Below are 13,429 nucleotides of genomic sequence, written 5' to 3'. Positions count from 1 at the left end.
TGCTATCTCCAGTGATTGCGACTGTTGTTCTTGAACACATATCCCGTAGGGAATATGAAGTCTGTGCCTGCCCTGGAGGCAGCCAGAAACGCTTCTATGGTCGGCGTGGTGTAACCCACCGCGCCCTCTCGTATGGCAGTCGCCGAAATGCAATCGGAACGAATAACAGGATAGGGATAAATACCGCCAGCGATCTCGAAGATATTCCTGACCCATATGCCCCCGAGATCACTGCCATGAATGCCGTGTATGGGAGTACCGGCAGGCAGGGAGCGCCTTATCTCGGCAATCACGCCAAAAAATCCCCGACTGTCATATACATCGGGCCAGTCCAGCACTTCTACTATCTCCTCCAGCCCCGCATCGCTGACGCCGGCTCGCAAAAGCTGGTGCCGCACCTCGTAGGGATAGAATTTACGGCCCGTTGGAAAGTAGTTTTTATTTTTATCTGCAAGTTCGGTCTTGTGATAAACCCGCATACCCTCCTCTTCAGTCATGGCGATTTCGCCATGACTGAGCGCGAGCCTGTGCAGTTTGGGTACCGTGGTGGGATGCAGGTATACCTTGCTTAAACCCCTGTCGGAGATGGCCTCTTGCAATATTTTGATATGCGTCTTATGCACCGGATTGAAGGTGCCGAAGAAGACACCTACGCCTTTTTTAGGATGTAGCCAGGTACGCATATCTGAGAGCGCACCCAAAGCGAGATGCAGGCACAAGGCAGCCACACCGAGGTATACAAGGCTCCACGCACCCGGGTATAGCACGCTGGCACTCATTGACCCGGACACAAGCAGGAACGCCAGCAAGGAATTCGATACACGATCCCCCCAGCCACGATAAGCCGCAGTGATTGCCCATGATTGAATACCGGTAGACCCGGCAATATACAGAAGACAGGCTTGGGCAGAAAACGAGGACTGGCTCAACACGACCATTGCCCCATAGAGAATGCCCACTACGGGAACATGCAGTGGCACCCGGCAGATTCTGGCAGGCGTGACCAGGCCCAACTTCAAGTTAATCCGGTCTTCAATCGCCAGCATTCCCTTAACATAGGCGGAAAAATGTCTGCTTAACACGATGACAATCACTGCATATGCTAACGGTAACCAGAGCGGCACAGCCTGGTATGCCAGCAGCATGGACAGCGGAAATAACCAGGCCAGCATCGAATACAGCTGGGACTTATAGCGGAGCAGCATGGAAATCTTGAAGTTAACTTTCATGGCCGCTCCTATCGTCTCACCATGGCGATATGCGGGATCCTGTCCTCAATATACATTTCGCCGACCGCAACAAAACCAAAGCGTGAATAGAAATTTTTCAGGTACAACTGCGAAGATATCTTGACCGGAACATTGCTCCGTATTGAGTCAAGGTGCTCCATGCCACGCCTTACCAACTCATGCCCAATACCGGTGCTGCGTAAATCCTGCCTCAATACCACGCGGCCCATGCTGAAAAAACCGGCTTCAAAAAGTCCGACTGGCAGAATGCGCATGTAGGCGACAAGCTCCCCATCCAGGCAGCCCAGCAAGTGAGTGCAGTGCAGGTCTTTTCCATCAATGTCCGTATAAGGAACATCCTGCTCGACAATAAATATGCTTTCACGCAGAGCCAATAAGGCATACAGATCGTGATTGGATAACTCATTGAACGCTAACAGCCGCCACTGAATAGCTTGCGCGTCTGTTTGCTCATCGCCCGCAAGTGTCTGGGGATTCGCTTCGTGTTTACTACTTGCCGCCATATGGGATTCGCTTATTGGGTTCATACGCACCTCAACTCCTTGGTGGAAATAGAACTAATCGGTAACAATAGGCGCTGCGGTTACAGGCATACCGTAAAGCAAATCCGCGGTATTCCCATAATCGACGCAGGCCATGGACTGAAATGCAAGATTGACGACAGAGCGCCTATCTCCAATGTTCTTCAGTGGCGAAACGCGATGCAGATTCTTGTCTGCGCGCAAAAGGTAGGCGTCGCCCGACTGATGGTTATGCCTGTCTACCAAGCCATTAGCATCTGCCCACTCCACCAAATCCAGGATGTCCTTATCCGGACTTCGCTGCTTGCGACGGCACAAGTCGGTCCAATTGGCAATGAATTCGACCTCCCCACCCCCACCTTCCTGTGGCGTCTCGGCAAAGATAATCAGCGCATAGGCAGGGTCATCCAGATGCCACCCATGCGTATCACCGCTGTTATGCAGGAAATTTGCCACCATATATTCTTCAGGGTGTGTGCAGGTATATATGGGCCGTCCGACAATAGTTTCGATGCATTTGCGCAACGCAGAATGGTGATAAAGACTATAAAGCAATGGGGAGTGGTGCCTTATAAGGCTGCCGCCCGCCACCGACAATCTGCGCGGTGACAAATAGCCAGGCATCTCGAATTTCTTGCGTATGGCGACTTCTTCAACCTGCTCCATTTCTTCGCGGAATACAGTTAAAGCCTGCTGATCAAGAAATGTGGGCAGTTTTACATAGCCGGAACTGGCAAACTGCTCGCGCACATCGAGTAACGCATCGTGATCGAATATCTTAAAAGTGATGAGGTCATGGATGTCTGTCCACCTGCTCGGGCTAACTAATGGATTGGTTTGACTTAGTATGGCTGAGGTATTTTGCACGACTTGCCCCTTTGAAACTTGGATCGTTTGTCTGGAATGGCGTGTAGCAAAAACATGCGGTTCTTAGTCTGCAAGGCAAACAGAAGAAACTTACAGAACTGAGTGAGACGGATTATATGAAGCTGGAGGTGGAGGCGAACCTAGCAGATTTATCAGGTTGCAAAGGGGGTTCGATTTCCTAAGATACGTTAATCACACAAGTGGGGACGATGATGGATGATGAGCTATTCGCGCAACTTCAGATTCCTATCATAGACATCGAAGGATTGCGCAATGGAGACTCTCAAGCCGTGCAGGCAGTCGCTACTCAGCTAGGCGAAGCATGCAGAGAGGTAGGGTTTTTCTATATCAAAAATCATGGCATCACCGATGACCTGATACAACAGACATTTGATTTTTCCAGCCAGTTTTTTAACCTGCCTCTCCAGGAAAAACTGCGGTATTCCATGGAAAGACACAGTCAATGTTTTCGTGGATATTCGCCAGTCCTATCAGAACTTGCAGATGGCAAGCGCAACTCGTACGAACTCATGGAATTCAGTGTGGATTTCGCACCCGACAGTATGGAAGTAGCGCAGAAGAAACCCATGCATGGGCCTAATATCTGGCCGCAAATAGCCGGATACCGAGAGGCGATCAATGCTTATATAGACGAGATGAACAAGCTGGGTTTCGACTTAATGCGAGGTATTGCCATCAGCCTCGATCTCGACCCCGACTACTTCAGGAATGCTTTCGATGACCGCTCTTTCTGGCAGTTTCGCACCGTTAATTACCCCGTATCGCGCGATGTCGACCGCATGTCGGGGCAAATGCCTGAGCTGGAACAGAGGATGCAAGGTATACAGGTGGGCGATCATAATTGCGGCGCACACACCGATTATGGCTGCCTCACCATTTTATTAGCCAATAGCCCGGGGCTGCAGGTGCTGGGCAAGAACGATACGTGGTTCGATACCCCGGTAATCCCTGGCGCTTATATCTGCAATATCGGTGACATGTTGCAATACTGGTCGAGGGATACCTACATTGCCACAAAGCATCGCGTACTTACCGGCAAGCCGCGCATTTCACTGCCATTCTTCTTCCAGCCTAACTACCATACCCTGATTAAACCGGTGAATACAGTGAAGGGGCTAGCGGGCAAAGAATATCCTGCTATCGAATACGGCCCTTATGCCTATCGCAACTACCAAGGCATTTATCCTGCATGTGCGACTTATGAAAGTTCATGATGAATACTCCAACACTAGCATCATGCATGATCGACTCAGTTGAATCAGACACGATTGGTCAAGAAGACTTCAGCGTAATACGGCGATCACTACATGCATGGCCAGAAATTGGATTTGAGGAGATCAATACCAGTCAATTAATTGCCGAAAAACTACGCTCGTGGGGCATAGAGGTACATTGCGGAATTGGAGGCACTGGAGTTGTAGGCGTGATTCATGGCCGGGATGGAGGCAAGCGCATTGGGCTTCGCGCAGACATGGATGCACTCAAGATAGAAGAAGATAATCAGTTTGCACACCGTTCGCGAAACCCTGGGAAGATGCATGCCTGCGGACACGATGGCCATGTGGCCATGCTGCTTTCTGCGGCAAAAACACTCGCCGCTAGCCGCAACTTCTATGGCAAAGTTAATCTTATCTTTCAACCTGCAGAGGAAGGGGGCTCGGGTGCAGAAGCGATGATAGCCGATGGTCTTTTTGACCGCTTTCCTTGCGATGCCATTTTTGCACTTCACAATTGGCCTGGTTTGAAAACCGGAGATTTTGCAACTTGTCCTGGGCCCATTATGGCATCTTGTAACGAATTCAGAATTCGCATTACTGGCAAGGGAACTCACGCCGCACTGCCGCATCTTGGTAACGATCCTATATTCGCGGCTACCCAGATTGTCTCAGGCTTGCAGGCAGTAATCACACGTAATAAACGTCCCATCGATAATGCGGTGCTTTCCATAACCCAGTTACAAGCAGGAACCAGCTTTAATGTCATTCCAGACACCGCTAGCATAGGCGGAACGGTTCGCACTTTCAGCGACAAGGTATTGGACATGATAGAAGCGCGCATGCGCAGCATCAGCATATTGACTGCAGAAGCCCATGGCTGCAGGGCAGAGTTCGACTTCATACGTCAATCGGGCGCTACCATTAATGATGAAGTACAAACCGAGCTTGCTGGCAAGGTTATGAGAAAGGTGGCGGGGGCAGGAAACGTGGACACTCAAGTCGAACCGACCATGGGAGCAGAAGATTTCTCTACGATGCTACGACTGGTACCGGGTTGCTATGCCTTTATTGGCAATGGTAATGGTGAACATCGTGCGTCAGGGCATGGTCTGGGGTCGGCGTCATTACATAATGCGAGCTACGACTTTAACGATGCACTTATACCGCTAGGTAGTCGTTACTGGGTCGCATTAGCCGAGGAGTTTTGCTCCCAAGAAAAATGAAATCCCCAAAAAATGGGAATTGCTTCAGACATGGATGATGCCCTGTTGAATAGCCTTGATCACAGCTAATTGTGTAGTGCTGACATCGAATTTATGACGCACGTTCAGAAGATGAAAGTTTACTGTCGATTCGGAACAATTTAGTATTTTGGATATCTCCCAGCTGGATTTACCGGCAGTCGACCATTTCAACACTTCCGTTTCGCGCGTAGTCAAGCATACAGGCTTAGCACTTGTCTTATTAGGAATAAATTTTAGAGATGATTCAAAAACATGGTCTTTCAGTATAGATAATGTTTGTACTACTTGCTGGAACTCTTTATTGCTTTTGGCTAATTTGGCTTTGGGTGCCACAAAACTCATCATTCCAAACTCGCCACGCGCTCCATGGATAGGAAAAACTAGCCCAGAGCATAATCCATATTGCTTGGCAGTCTCATATAACTCCTTCTGAGCTGCTCCGCTGAAGGATTTGTCTTCCCAAATTAGTGGCAGATTACTGGTCAGGCAGTGATGTACAGTGGGATCGACCAAGGCAAGATGCTTTTCATCATATGTTTTATGCCAAGCAGGGGAATAGTTGCTCTTAATAAAAGCATTTTCCATGGCTTCGTGTTTATTGTTTAAAACAGAATACAGGCATTTATCAAAGCCATAGCTTTGGGCGAGGCTAAACACGGTGCTGGCCCAAGCGTCCAAGGTATTCATTTCAAACAGACTAGCGTATTGGCTGAATAACATTCATCTACTTTGATCTGTTGCCACCATTAGGGGATTTGCAATGTATTTTTATGCCTCGAAAGGCTTAGATGATAATCAGTTGCAACTGCCGGTCAATACGATGCCATCATTTATGTGTCCGATTATCGGACACTATTACCTGATGTAAGACCTAATCAATGGCTAATATAGAAACCACTACAGGAAGCCTGAAGAGAGCCCATATCCTGCTCAGCGCGATTGCTAGTGGCTCAAATAAAGGCAGTACATTAGTCGAAATCGTGAACAGCACTGGCCTGCCCCGCCCTACCATACATAGGGTAATAGGCATGCTGATCACCATGGAATGGATTAGGCGGAATAATGAAGATGGTAGATATAGACTAGGTACTGCTATCGCAAAACTTGGTTATTGTGCTATGAATTATCATGTACCGGAAAAACTTATATCTGAAGAACACGAAAGCTCGGAATAGTTAAATTTTGGTGTTTTGAGAAAATTGCAACTTTTGCTCTAACCCACACGGGCTCTTTCTCTCAAATTCTGCTGTAATCCAAATTAACTGGGAAATGAGATGGACGCCATTCTAAATGGCCAAGCGCCTATTTATACGGATGAGCCCAGAAGCAAACCTACTATCTCCGCCCTCACCGCAGCCAGTGGATATATCGATGGCTATATGACCAAAAACCATATGATAAAAATCATATCCCGAGTGCCTGGAAAATGCATCTATAGTCCATAAATCATTATCAAATAATCTAATGGGTTCTTCTAAGTGAATGCGAGCTAGTTCATTGGAGTAAAGGGTAGAAATTTTGCAATTAAAATGCTCGCCAACTAATGTATGCGAGCTGGCTTCAAGTATCTCAAATTCAAGCTGCTTGCCAACTGGCGTCCATCCAAAATTTTGGACTAATCTGGATACTATGCTCACTATAAAAAATTCCCCTGCACAATATTCAATACAATCAAATTGATCAATTTGAGAGAGACCGAAAATGAAAAAGGGCCTTTTAGGCCCTTTATAATTATGGCACTGGATTCTTGCACTAGCCAAATGCTCACCAGAGCCGGAATCAGGTGGTTTTAGCTATAAATCAATCTTACGTCGAGCAGTAAATCCTACCAAAGCAAGACCAGCTATAAGCATGGCATATGGAAATGGTTCGGGGACGGCAGAAACCTGAGAAGATATCCAGGCACCATTAAGCCCTGACTTGGTTATTCCGATGTCACTATCTGTTGCAGTAATAAAAATATTGCTATAGCTGAGAGTTAAGTCTACCCACAGAGGCAATGCGTGATCTTGTGAGAACGCTGTAAAAACATTGGTCAATTGCCCATTATTAAAAGTAAATAGCCCATAAACTAGTGTGGAATTGCTTGGCGTTAGCGTGACAGAGCCCGTTTTAAATGCCCAATCACTAACATCAGCGACACCGACCATGCCTGTAAATGCTGATGTAACCAAACTACTAAAGCTCAGAGAGGATACAAGATGGGTACCTATAGCTGGAGCAACTGACAACGCATCAGCGCCGAAGTCAGTATACTAAGTTTATATGACAGAAGTATGCAAGCGGGCGCAGGCAATAACAGTCTAATTTGTGCAATTGCTGTCTTTGCCAGGCCGACAGGAGTGGATCTCAGGGTTCATAAGCACAAGGCTTACAACGTGATTGCGCTTTCTGCGTGACCCCATGTAGAAACTTGGAGGTTATGGCGCTGAGTGTGGTGCCATGAGACTAATCCTGCTGTTACTCCCATTGCATCTTGAAGCGTGATGCCAATATGACTTTTCAACCTGTAACTGCATCAAAGGATAGTTCAAGGGGGGAATATGCGTTATCTGAAAACAGTATTTGTTGTGGCTTATATACTGATAATGACAGCTTGCGCGCCCGCGGACCCTTATTGGACGGTGAAGTGTGATCAGAAAGAAAACTATGCTGCCAATGGCGTGAGTTGTCCCAGCCAGATCAGCCACAAGCTTTTAAAGCCCGGGGATGAAGGATTCCCCAAACCCACCACGCCGCACACAGATGCCCAGACAATTTCACCCGCCGATAGCAATTACTATCTGGGCGTGGTGGAGTTTGACGAATATGGCAACCTTTTCAATCGTCGACAATTAGAAGACTTAATGGCGCAACTTGCGCTCAAGGATGCGGAAGAAGGACCGCCCCTCATCGTGGTCTTCACGCATGGCTGGCATCACAACGCGGGTAAGCAGGATGGCAATCTGCTGTCTTTTGCAAATGACACCTTGTCTGAAATCGCGACACTGGAGAAAAAAGTCTACGGAAGCAAGGCCAGACCAGTGGTCGGGATTTATGTGGGTTGGCGGGGCGAGTCGATCAACGTGGAATACCTGAACAACTTCACCTTCTGGGATAGAAAGAATGTAGCGCATGCCGTGGGCGATGGTGGATTGCAGGAATTATTCGTTAAGCTAGATGAGTTTCGGTATGACTCCAAGCGGGCGGGGAAATCGCGGCTGGTGATTATCGGGCACAGTTTTGGTGGAGCTGTTACCTATTCAACCCTGCATCATCACTTTGTTGAAAAGCTCTCCTCAGATCAGCCATTGCATCCGATAGGCGATATGGTGGTATTGATTAATCCTGCATTTGAAGCCATGAAGTTAAAGCCCCTGCTCGATATTGCCTGGTCGAAAGAAGAATATCAGCAAAGCACGCGCCCGATGCTGATGATAGTGACCTCTGAGGCCGATACGCCAACACGCCATTTGTTCAAAGCCGGCCGCACGCTCTCCACCTTATTCTGGGATTACCACTCCGCGGAGGAGCGCGCCCTGAATACAACCGCAGTCGGGCATTACGTGCCTTTTATTACGCATAGCCTGGTCACGCTCAAGGCTGGCCAGGAATGCAAGGACCAAGCCGCCGCGGAACCCATTGATAGAAATGCCGTGAATGTGGGTTTGCCAGCCAATAAATATTGCTTTGATGAAATTAGGAAAATGCAAATCAAGCAGGGCCTGCCGGATGATCTGGTGGCAAAACCGATATTGCTGACACGATGCGACAACCCCAATGACTGCACCAACATTGATGGCAAGCCGTTTCTACCCAAAGGCAGCTATGAGGAAGGCAAAGTCCCGGTCGGCACGCCCATCCTGAACATCCGCACATCGGCAGGGGTAATGGCGGGACACAATGACATCTGGAACCCCACCATGCGCGCCTTTATTGTCGAAGTGGTCAGTAGCTCTTTAATCAATCTGCCTCGTGCTAATCACGCGCCAGTGCCCACGCGCCGGGACCCGGCCTTACCTGAGCGCAGTAAATAAAGCGAAGCCTGGATCATCCGACTGCTTATTCCAGTCGGATGATGATCAACACACCACTCGGCGCCAAGCCTTGTTCCTGCTGAAACCGCTACCCGGCTTATTGCCATTGCGCATCACTGATAACAGTGGGATCAGAACCGCACAAACAAGGCCGACGTCCATACGCGTGACTGATCGCGCTGTCTTGCCGTAATAAACAGCGGATGTTCGCGACTGGGGTCCAGTTTCAAGGCGTCGAGCTCAATCTTTCCTGACAAATCGCGTGGCAGAGGCTTATCCGTCACGCGTTCGATCATCACTTGCAACTCGGCCCCTGGTAACTCCTTCACAAGGGCTGGGCGGGCCAGCAGGTCATCTCCATTCAGTTCCAGAGCGACTTCTGGGGCATGCACATAGGCTTGCGGTTGCAGCGGGTCGCCGACTTTGATGTAGCTGTCGATGCGCGAAAAGAAGCTGATTTGGCAGCGGCTCAGCTGGGAGAGCTGAATCTCGATAGTATCGCTGTCGCCATTGGTGTCGGTGCGAAAGCCGATGGTGGTGGCGTTTTCGCGCCAGCAGGCTTGCTCGGGATGATCCAGTCCATAGGCGGTAAAATCCTGAATTACGGCGCCGCTGATCCTGATTTCCCCGGTCCAGTAGGCACCACGGTAGCGGTCCTTGATTCTGGCGCCACCGAGTTTGATGCGGATGCGGCTGTTCGCCAGCCCCATTTCCTCATGCAGGTTACGCGTCCAGATGCACTGGTCGCCGTCATACAGGCTGACGTCTTCCCAGCCTCCGTCGCCCAGCAGTTGATACTCCAGCGGAACAGAGGTATTGGTTTGGTAAGCATCGCCCATCAGGTATTCGCCCTGGCGCAAGCTGGCAAAGCTGCGTTCACCGGTGGTGGCGAAGGTATGCCGTGCGCGCAAGGCTTTGGCGACGCCTTCGCGGTCAAATGTTTCGGCCAGCACGCCTGTTAATCCACCACGCGATCCAAACACCGCGGTGGCTGGCACGCCGCCGCCACAACGGCCTTGGTGCTCATCGCTATTGGCAGCCGCGCCTACGCGATAGCCACGTTGCAAGGCTTCGGCGTATACCCAGTGGAATTGCCCCCAGGCCGAGCTGACTTCGATGAGGCGCTCCAGTTCGGGGTGGTGCCAGTCCAGGTTGCAACGGCGCCCGCCCACATGCGGCATCATCAGGTGACCTTCAGGGTCGTGCGCATAGGCCGCATACAGATCATCCACCGGCCAGGCGCCGGGCTTCAGTGTGCCGTGGGTAAATTCGTTCCACTCGAAGGAGCGCACCATGCGGCCCTGATCATCAAACGGGAACAGCGGTTTGCTATCACGCAGGAACACGATATTGCGATCGCCCCCCGCGCAGGAGTTGCCGCACCACTCGGTGCCCGGGTAGCACACAAAGCGCCCCGGCTCATTCAGGCTATGGATAAGCGCCACCGCTTTATCCCAGCGCTGCTCGGTAATATTGAAATCATTGGCGGTATAGCCCAGCACATCGAGCCCGGCAATATCGCGCCCATAGCTCAGGTTGTAGAGGGTATCGTTAGTGCCCACCGTATCATCCGAATGCACATGCAGATCGGCATATAGCGGGCGCAATGTGCCAGCACGGCTGGATATATTCACGTAAGCATTGCCAGCTGCCACCCTGGCGTCATGCACCTTGGCTTGTATTTTCCATTCGCCCGGCGTCCCCAGCTGGATGCTGCCAAGACGCACCACCGCCCAGCCTTGCTCGGCCAGGGTAAATGGCAACTGGAGGGTTTCATTGCCCGGCCCCTGTAATTCCACTTGCCCGGTTAGTGGCAGCTGACGGCAGGTATTACCCCACAGATCATCCGCCCGCACGATGATGTCGAAAGGCTCATCGCGATTCACCAAGCGCGGCGCTACAACATGCAGCGCCGTGGGTTCGCCGGGGATAATATCCAGCAGCACATCGCCGGGGACTTCGGCAAACTTGGAACTGCCCAGTGGATCGATAAAGAGCCGGAACTGGAAATCCTTCTCCACAAAACTTTGCACACGCGTTCCTGCGCCACCCTGCCGACGGTCGCCCAGGCGGATGACGATGCGATCGCCCGGATTCAGATAGCCATCGACAATATCCACAATCACCGTTTTCTGAAAAGGGCGCTCATGCCCTTTCTGGTCAAAGCGGACCTTAAGTGCCTGCACCGTGGCCGGGCTTTGTCCCGGCACCAGCTCACCCGCGTGATATTCCGCGGAAATATAGTTGGCGGCCGTGGGGTCGCTGGTCTGGAACAAAGCCCAGTCCGAATAAAACTTGAATGCCAGCTTGAGCCAGGCGCCATCGGCCAGGCCAGAGCCACCCACCTCATAGGTCAGCTGCAGTTCCGTCCATTCCCCCGCCACGATCTCGCGCCGGTTGCACGTGAGGCTGCCCAGGAAAGGCTTGCTTTTGTTGCGCTCATACAGCCCTTGCGGGGCTATGTATTCACCAGCTTCAGTTTTTGGGTCAAAAGTGTTCACGATAATCCTTTAATGCGCACGCCAGGTTTGGTAGTGCTTTTCTAACCGTTTGAATACCAGGCTTTCCATCAGCCAGGCGATCAGGCCGATGATGGCGATGCCCAGCAACACCTGATTGGTATTGCCAACTTGCCCGCCCATGGACACCATCCAGCCTATGCCTTTGGAAGCGCCTATCATTTCTGCCGCCACCAGCGCGCGCCATGCCTGGCTGAAGCCGATACGCAGCGCCGCAGTGAAAAAGGGCAGGGACGCCGGCGTGTAAACATGCACGATCATTTGCAGCGGTGTCGCGCCCAGCGTGCGGGCAGCGCGCACCTCGCCATTGCGTATGCTTTGTATGCCTTCCTGCATGGTGATCGCCATGGGAAACACCGCCGCAATGAAGATCACCATGACAATCGACCAATAGCCCAGGCCAAAAATGATCATGGTCAACGGCGCCCACGCCACGGGAGGGATCGCCATGAACAGGCTATTGAGCGGCGAGATGAAATCACGAAAGCGGCGAAATAGTCCGGCCGTAGTACCCAGCAGCAATGCGACCAGCGTTGCCAGGGCAAAGCCACCGGCCTCTTCCAGCAGGCTGGCTTTTAAATGCTTGAGCAGGCTGCCATCGGCAATCCATCGCTGCGCTTCAGCCATCACCTCCCACGGCTGGGGCAGAATGTAGGAAGGAAACCGGCTCGCCACCAACACCCAGCACAGCAGCAGAAATGGCAGGGAAGCCCAGCCCCAGTTGAATTTTTCCAAAAGACGCATCATCAATTACCGCAGCGATTGCTCGGCTTTTTGCAGGTACGAAGTCTCGACCACCTGCTCAACCTTGAGCGGCTTGCTGATAAAACCCAGGGAAGAGGAATAATCCATCAGCCGCTGGATAAACTGCAGATCGGCCGCATCCAGGCGCGAGGACCAGCCCATGCGCTTGCGCGCCTCTTTCACAATATCTTCCGGCTTCACGGTCTTGCCATCCGCGCCCTGCACTGGCTCCAGCTTGAATGCTTCGGCGATGATCTGATTCGACTCCTCCGGGTGGGACTGCAAAAAGGCAATCGCCTTGAGGTGTGCGCGCAGCAATTTCACCACGTCGTCTGGCCGGTCTTGCAATACTTTGGGAACGCCGATAATCACGTACCAGGGATACTGCGGCAGGTCCTTATTCACATCCAGAATGAGCTTGCTGGTGCCACGCAACAGGGATTGGCTGACAAAGGGTTCCCAGGAGAACGCAGCATCCACGTCACCATGCTCCAGCGCGGCGTTCATATTGCCGGGCGGCATCGCCACGATGGTGAGATCCTCATCCGGGTCCAGCTTGGCCTTTTCTTTCAGCACATAACCGCGCAGCAGCACATCCATGCCACTGCCCTTGGCCACACCAGCCAGCTTTTTATTGCGCAGATCTGCCACGCTGTTGATCGGGCTTTTTGCGTTGGCAATGACGGCCGCCTGGCCGTAATTCACTTGCGCCAGGATTTTGCTCTTGAGACCGCGCGAGAACCAATGGTAAACCGGCGGCGAACCCACATACGCAATATCCAGATCCCCGGCTGCCACCGCTTGTTGCAGCAGCGGACCATCCGTAAAGGGTTTGCTGTCGACATTCAGCCCTTCAGCCGCATAAAAGCCCTTTTTCTCGGCAATCACGGCGGGCGCATTTGCCATGGCGTACACCCAGCCTATGCGCAGGGGCTTTTCCTCCGCGGCGGCGGATAAGGTGGACAGAGATAATACGGCGAGCGTAAGCAGGCTGGTAATCACGGTTTTCTTGATCATTTTTTGGTATTTT

The 13,429-nt window shown here is 51.4% G+C and carries 12 protein-coding genes; 4 read left to right on the top strand and 8 right to left on the bottom strand.

The features are described from left to right. Positions 1–2 precede the first annotated feature (2 nt). Genes FNL37_RS01330 through FNL37_RS01320 form a run of 3 tightly spaced genes read right to left on the bottom strand, consistent with a single transcriptional unit; the run spans position 3 to position 2,638 of the window. Entirely contained in the window at positions 3–1,229 is a 1,227-nt protein-coding gene (locus FNL37_RS01330) for a hypothetical protein (protein WP_159354871.1), read from the bottom strand. Positions 1,230–1,237: 8 nt separating this feature from the next. Beyond that, positions 1,238–1,777, bottom strand: a complete 540-nt coding sequence (locus FNL37_RS01325; RefSeq protein ID WP_159354870.1) for a GNAT family N-acetyltransferase — start codon at positions 1,775–1,777, stop codon at positions 1,238–1,240. Positions 1,778–1,807: 30 nt separating this feature from the next. Further along, the gene (locus FNL37_RS01320; protein ID WP_159354869.1) at positions 1,808–2,638 is read right to left on the bottom strand and encodes a HalD/BesD family halogenase; all 831 of its coding nucleotides are present in this window, start codon (positions 2,636–2,638) and stop codon (positions 1,808–1,810) included. 209 nt (positions 2,639–2,847) lie between these two features. Here FNL37_RS01320 and FNL37_RS01315 point away from each other — a divergent pair, with 209 nt between their 5' ends. Together FNL37_RS01315 and FNL37_RS01310 are read left to right on the top strand one after the other, a co-directional pair. Next, positions 2,848–3,873, top strand: a complete 1,026-nt coding sequence (locus FNL37_RS01315) for an isopenicillin N synthase family dioxygenase (RefSeq protein WP_159354868.1) — start codon at positions 2,848–2,850, stop codon at positions 3,871–3,873. Next, positions 3,870–5,099 (top strand): M20 aminoacylase family protein, encoded by a 1,230-nt coding sequence (locus tag FNL37_RS01310; protein ID WP_244948171.1) that lies wholly within the window; start codon positions 3,870–3,872, stop codon positions 5,097–5,099. The genes FNL37_RS01315 and FNL37_RS01310 overlap by 4 nt, the downstream gene beginning before the upstream one ends. Positions 5,100–5,123: 24 nt before the next feature. Here FNL37_RS01310 and FNL37_RS01305 read toward each other — a convergent pair whose 3' ends face one another. After that, positions 5,124–5,807: a LuxR family transcriptional regulator gene (locus FNL37_RS01305; RefSeq protein ID WP_159354867.1), complete on the bottom strand. Its 684-nt coding sequence runs from the start codon at positions 5,805–5,807 to the stop codon at positions 5,124–5,126. Between the two features lie 191 nt (positions 5,808–5,998). Between FNL37_RS01305 and FNL37_RS01300 the strand changes: the two genes are divergently transcribed. Then, the gene (locus FNL37_RS01300) at positions 5,999–6,295 is read left to right on the top strand and encodes a helix-turn-helix domain-containing protein (protein WP_159354866.1); all 297 of its coding nucleotides are present in this window, start codon (positions 5,999–6,001) and stop codon (positions 6,293–6,295) included. Positions 6,296–6,913: 618 nt separating this feature from the next. Here the strand turns inward: FNL37_RS01300 and FNL37_RS13935 are convergent. Next, positions 6,914–7,270: a PEP-CTERM sorting domain-containing protein gene (locus tag FNL37_RS13935; RefSeq protein ID WP_244948170.1), complete on the bottom strand. Its 357-nt coding sequence runs from the start codon at positions 7,268–7,270 to the stop codon at positions 6,914–6,916. Between the two features lie 393 nt (positions 7,271–7,663). Between FNL37_RS13935 and FNL37_RS01290 the strand changes: the two genes are divergently transcribed. Beyond that, positions 7,664–9,136 (top strand): alpha/beta fold hydrolase, encoded by a 1,473-nt coding sequence (locus FNL37_RS01290; protein ID WP_159354865.1) that lies wholly within the window; start codon positions 7,664–7,666, stop codon positions 9,134–9,136. A 131-nt stretch (positions 9,137–9,267) separates the two neighbouring features. Here FNL37_RS01290 and FNL37_RS01285 read toward each other — a convergent pair whose 3' ends face one another. From FNL37_RS01285 to FNL37_RS01275, 3 genes are read right to left on the bottom strand one after another with little or no spacing between them, the layout of a single operon-like run. Further along, complete coding sequence (locus FNL37_RS01285; protein WP_211371934.1) at positions 9,268–11,637, bottom strand: hypothetical protein; 2,370 nt, start codon at positions 11,635–11,637, stop codon at positions 9,268–9,270. A gap of 9 nt (positions 11,638–11,646) precedes the next feature. Beyond that, the gene (locus FNL37_RS01280) at positions 11,647–12,402 is read right to left on the bottom strand and encodes an ABC transporter permease (protein WP_159354864.1); all 756 of its coding nucleotides are present in this window, start codon (positions 12,400–12,402) and stop codon (positions 11,647–11,649) included. Between the two features lie 3 nt (positions 12,403–12,405). Continuing rightward, the gene (locus FNL37_RS01275) at positions 12,406–13,416 is read right to left on the bottom strand and encodes an ABC transporter substrate-binding protein (protein WP_159354863.1); all 1,011 of its coding nucleotides are present in this window, start codon (positions 13,414–13,416) and stop codon (positions 12,406–12,408) included. Positions 13,417–13,429: the final 13 nt, after the last annotated feature.

Origin of the sequence: Methylovorus glucosotrophus, from assembly GCF_009858335.1 — a bacterium.
Classification (GTDB): domain Bacteria; phylum Pseudomonadota; class Gammaproteobacteria; order Burkholderiales; family Methylophilaceae; genus Methylovorus; species Methylovorus glucosotrophus.
Note: the sequence above shows the minus strand (reverse complement) of the source record. Positions and strands in the feature narration are given on the sequence as shown.

Bases quoted from the DNA above. Each gene is read 5' to 3' on its own strand.
- FNL37_RS01330 (WP_159354871.1), bottom strand. From the start codon at position 1,229: ATGAAAGTTAACTTCAAGATTTCCATGCTGCTCCGCTATAAGTCCCAG.
- FNL37_RS01325 (WP_159354870.1), bottom strand. From the start codon at position 1,777: ATGAACCCAATAAGCGAATCCCATATGGCGGCAAGTAGTAAACACGAA.
- FNL37_RS01315 (WP_159354868.1), top strand. From the start codon at position 2,848: ATGATGGATGATGAGCTATTCGCGCAACTTCAGATTCCTATCATAGAC.
- FNL37_RS01310 (WP_244948171.1), top strand. From the start codon at position 3,870: ATGATGAATACTCCAACACTAGCATCATGCATGATCGACTCAGTTGAA.
- FNL37_RS01305 (WP_159354867.1), bottom strand. From the start codon at position 5,807: ATGAATACCTTGGACGCTTGGGCCAGCACCGTGTTTAGCCTCGCCCAA.
- FNL37_RS01300 (WP_159354866.1), top strand. From the start codon at position 5,999: ATGGCTAATATAGAAACCACTACAGGAAGCCTGAAGAGAGCCCATATC.
- FNL37_RS13935 (WP_244948170.1), bottom strand. From the start codon at position 7,270: ATGGTCGGTGTCGCTGATGTTAGTGATTGGGCATTTAAAACGGGCTCT.
- FNL37_RS01290 (WP_159354865.1), top strand. From the start codon at position 7,664: ATGCGTTATCTGAAAACAGTATTTGTTGTGGCTTATATACTGATAATG.
- FNL37_RS01280 (WP_159354864.1), bottom strand. From the start codon at position 12,402: ATGATGCGTCTTTTGGAAAAATTCAACTGGGGCTGGGCTTCCCTGCCA.
- FNL37_RS01275 (WP_159354863.1), bottom strand. From the start codon at position 13,416: ATGATCAAGAAAACCGTGATTACCAGCCTGCTTACGCTCGCCGTATTA.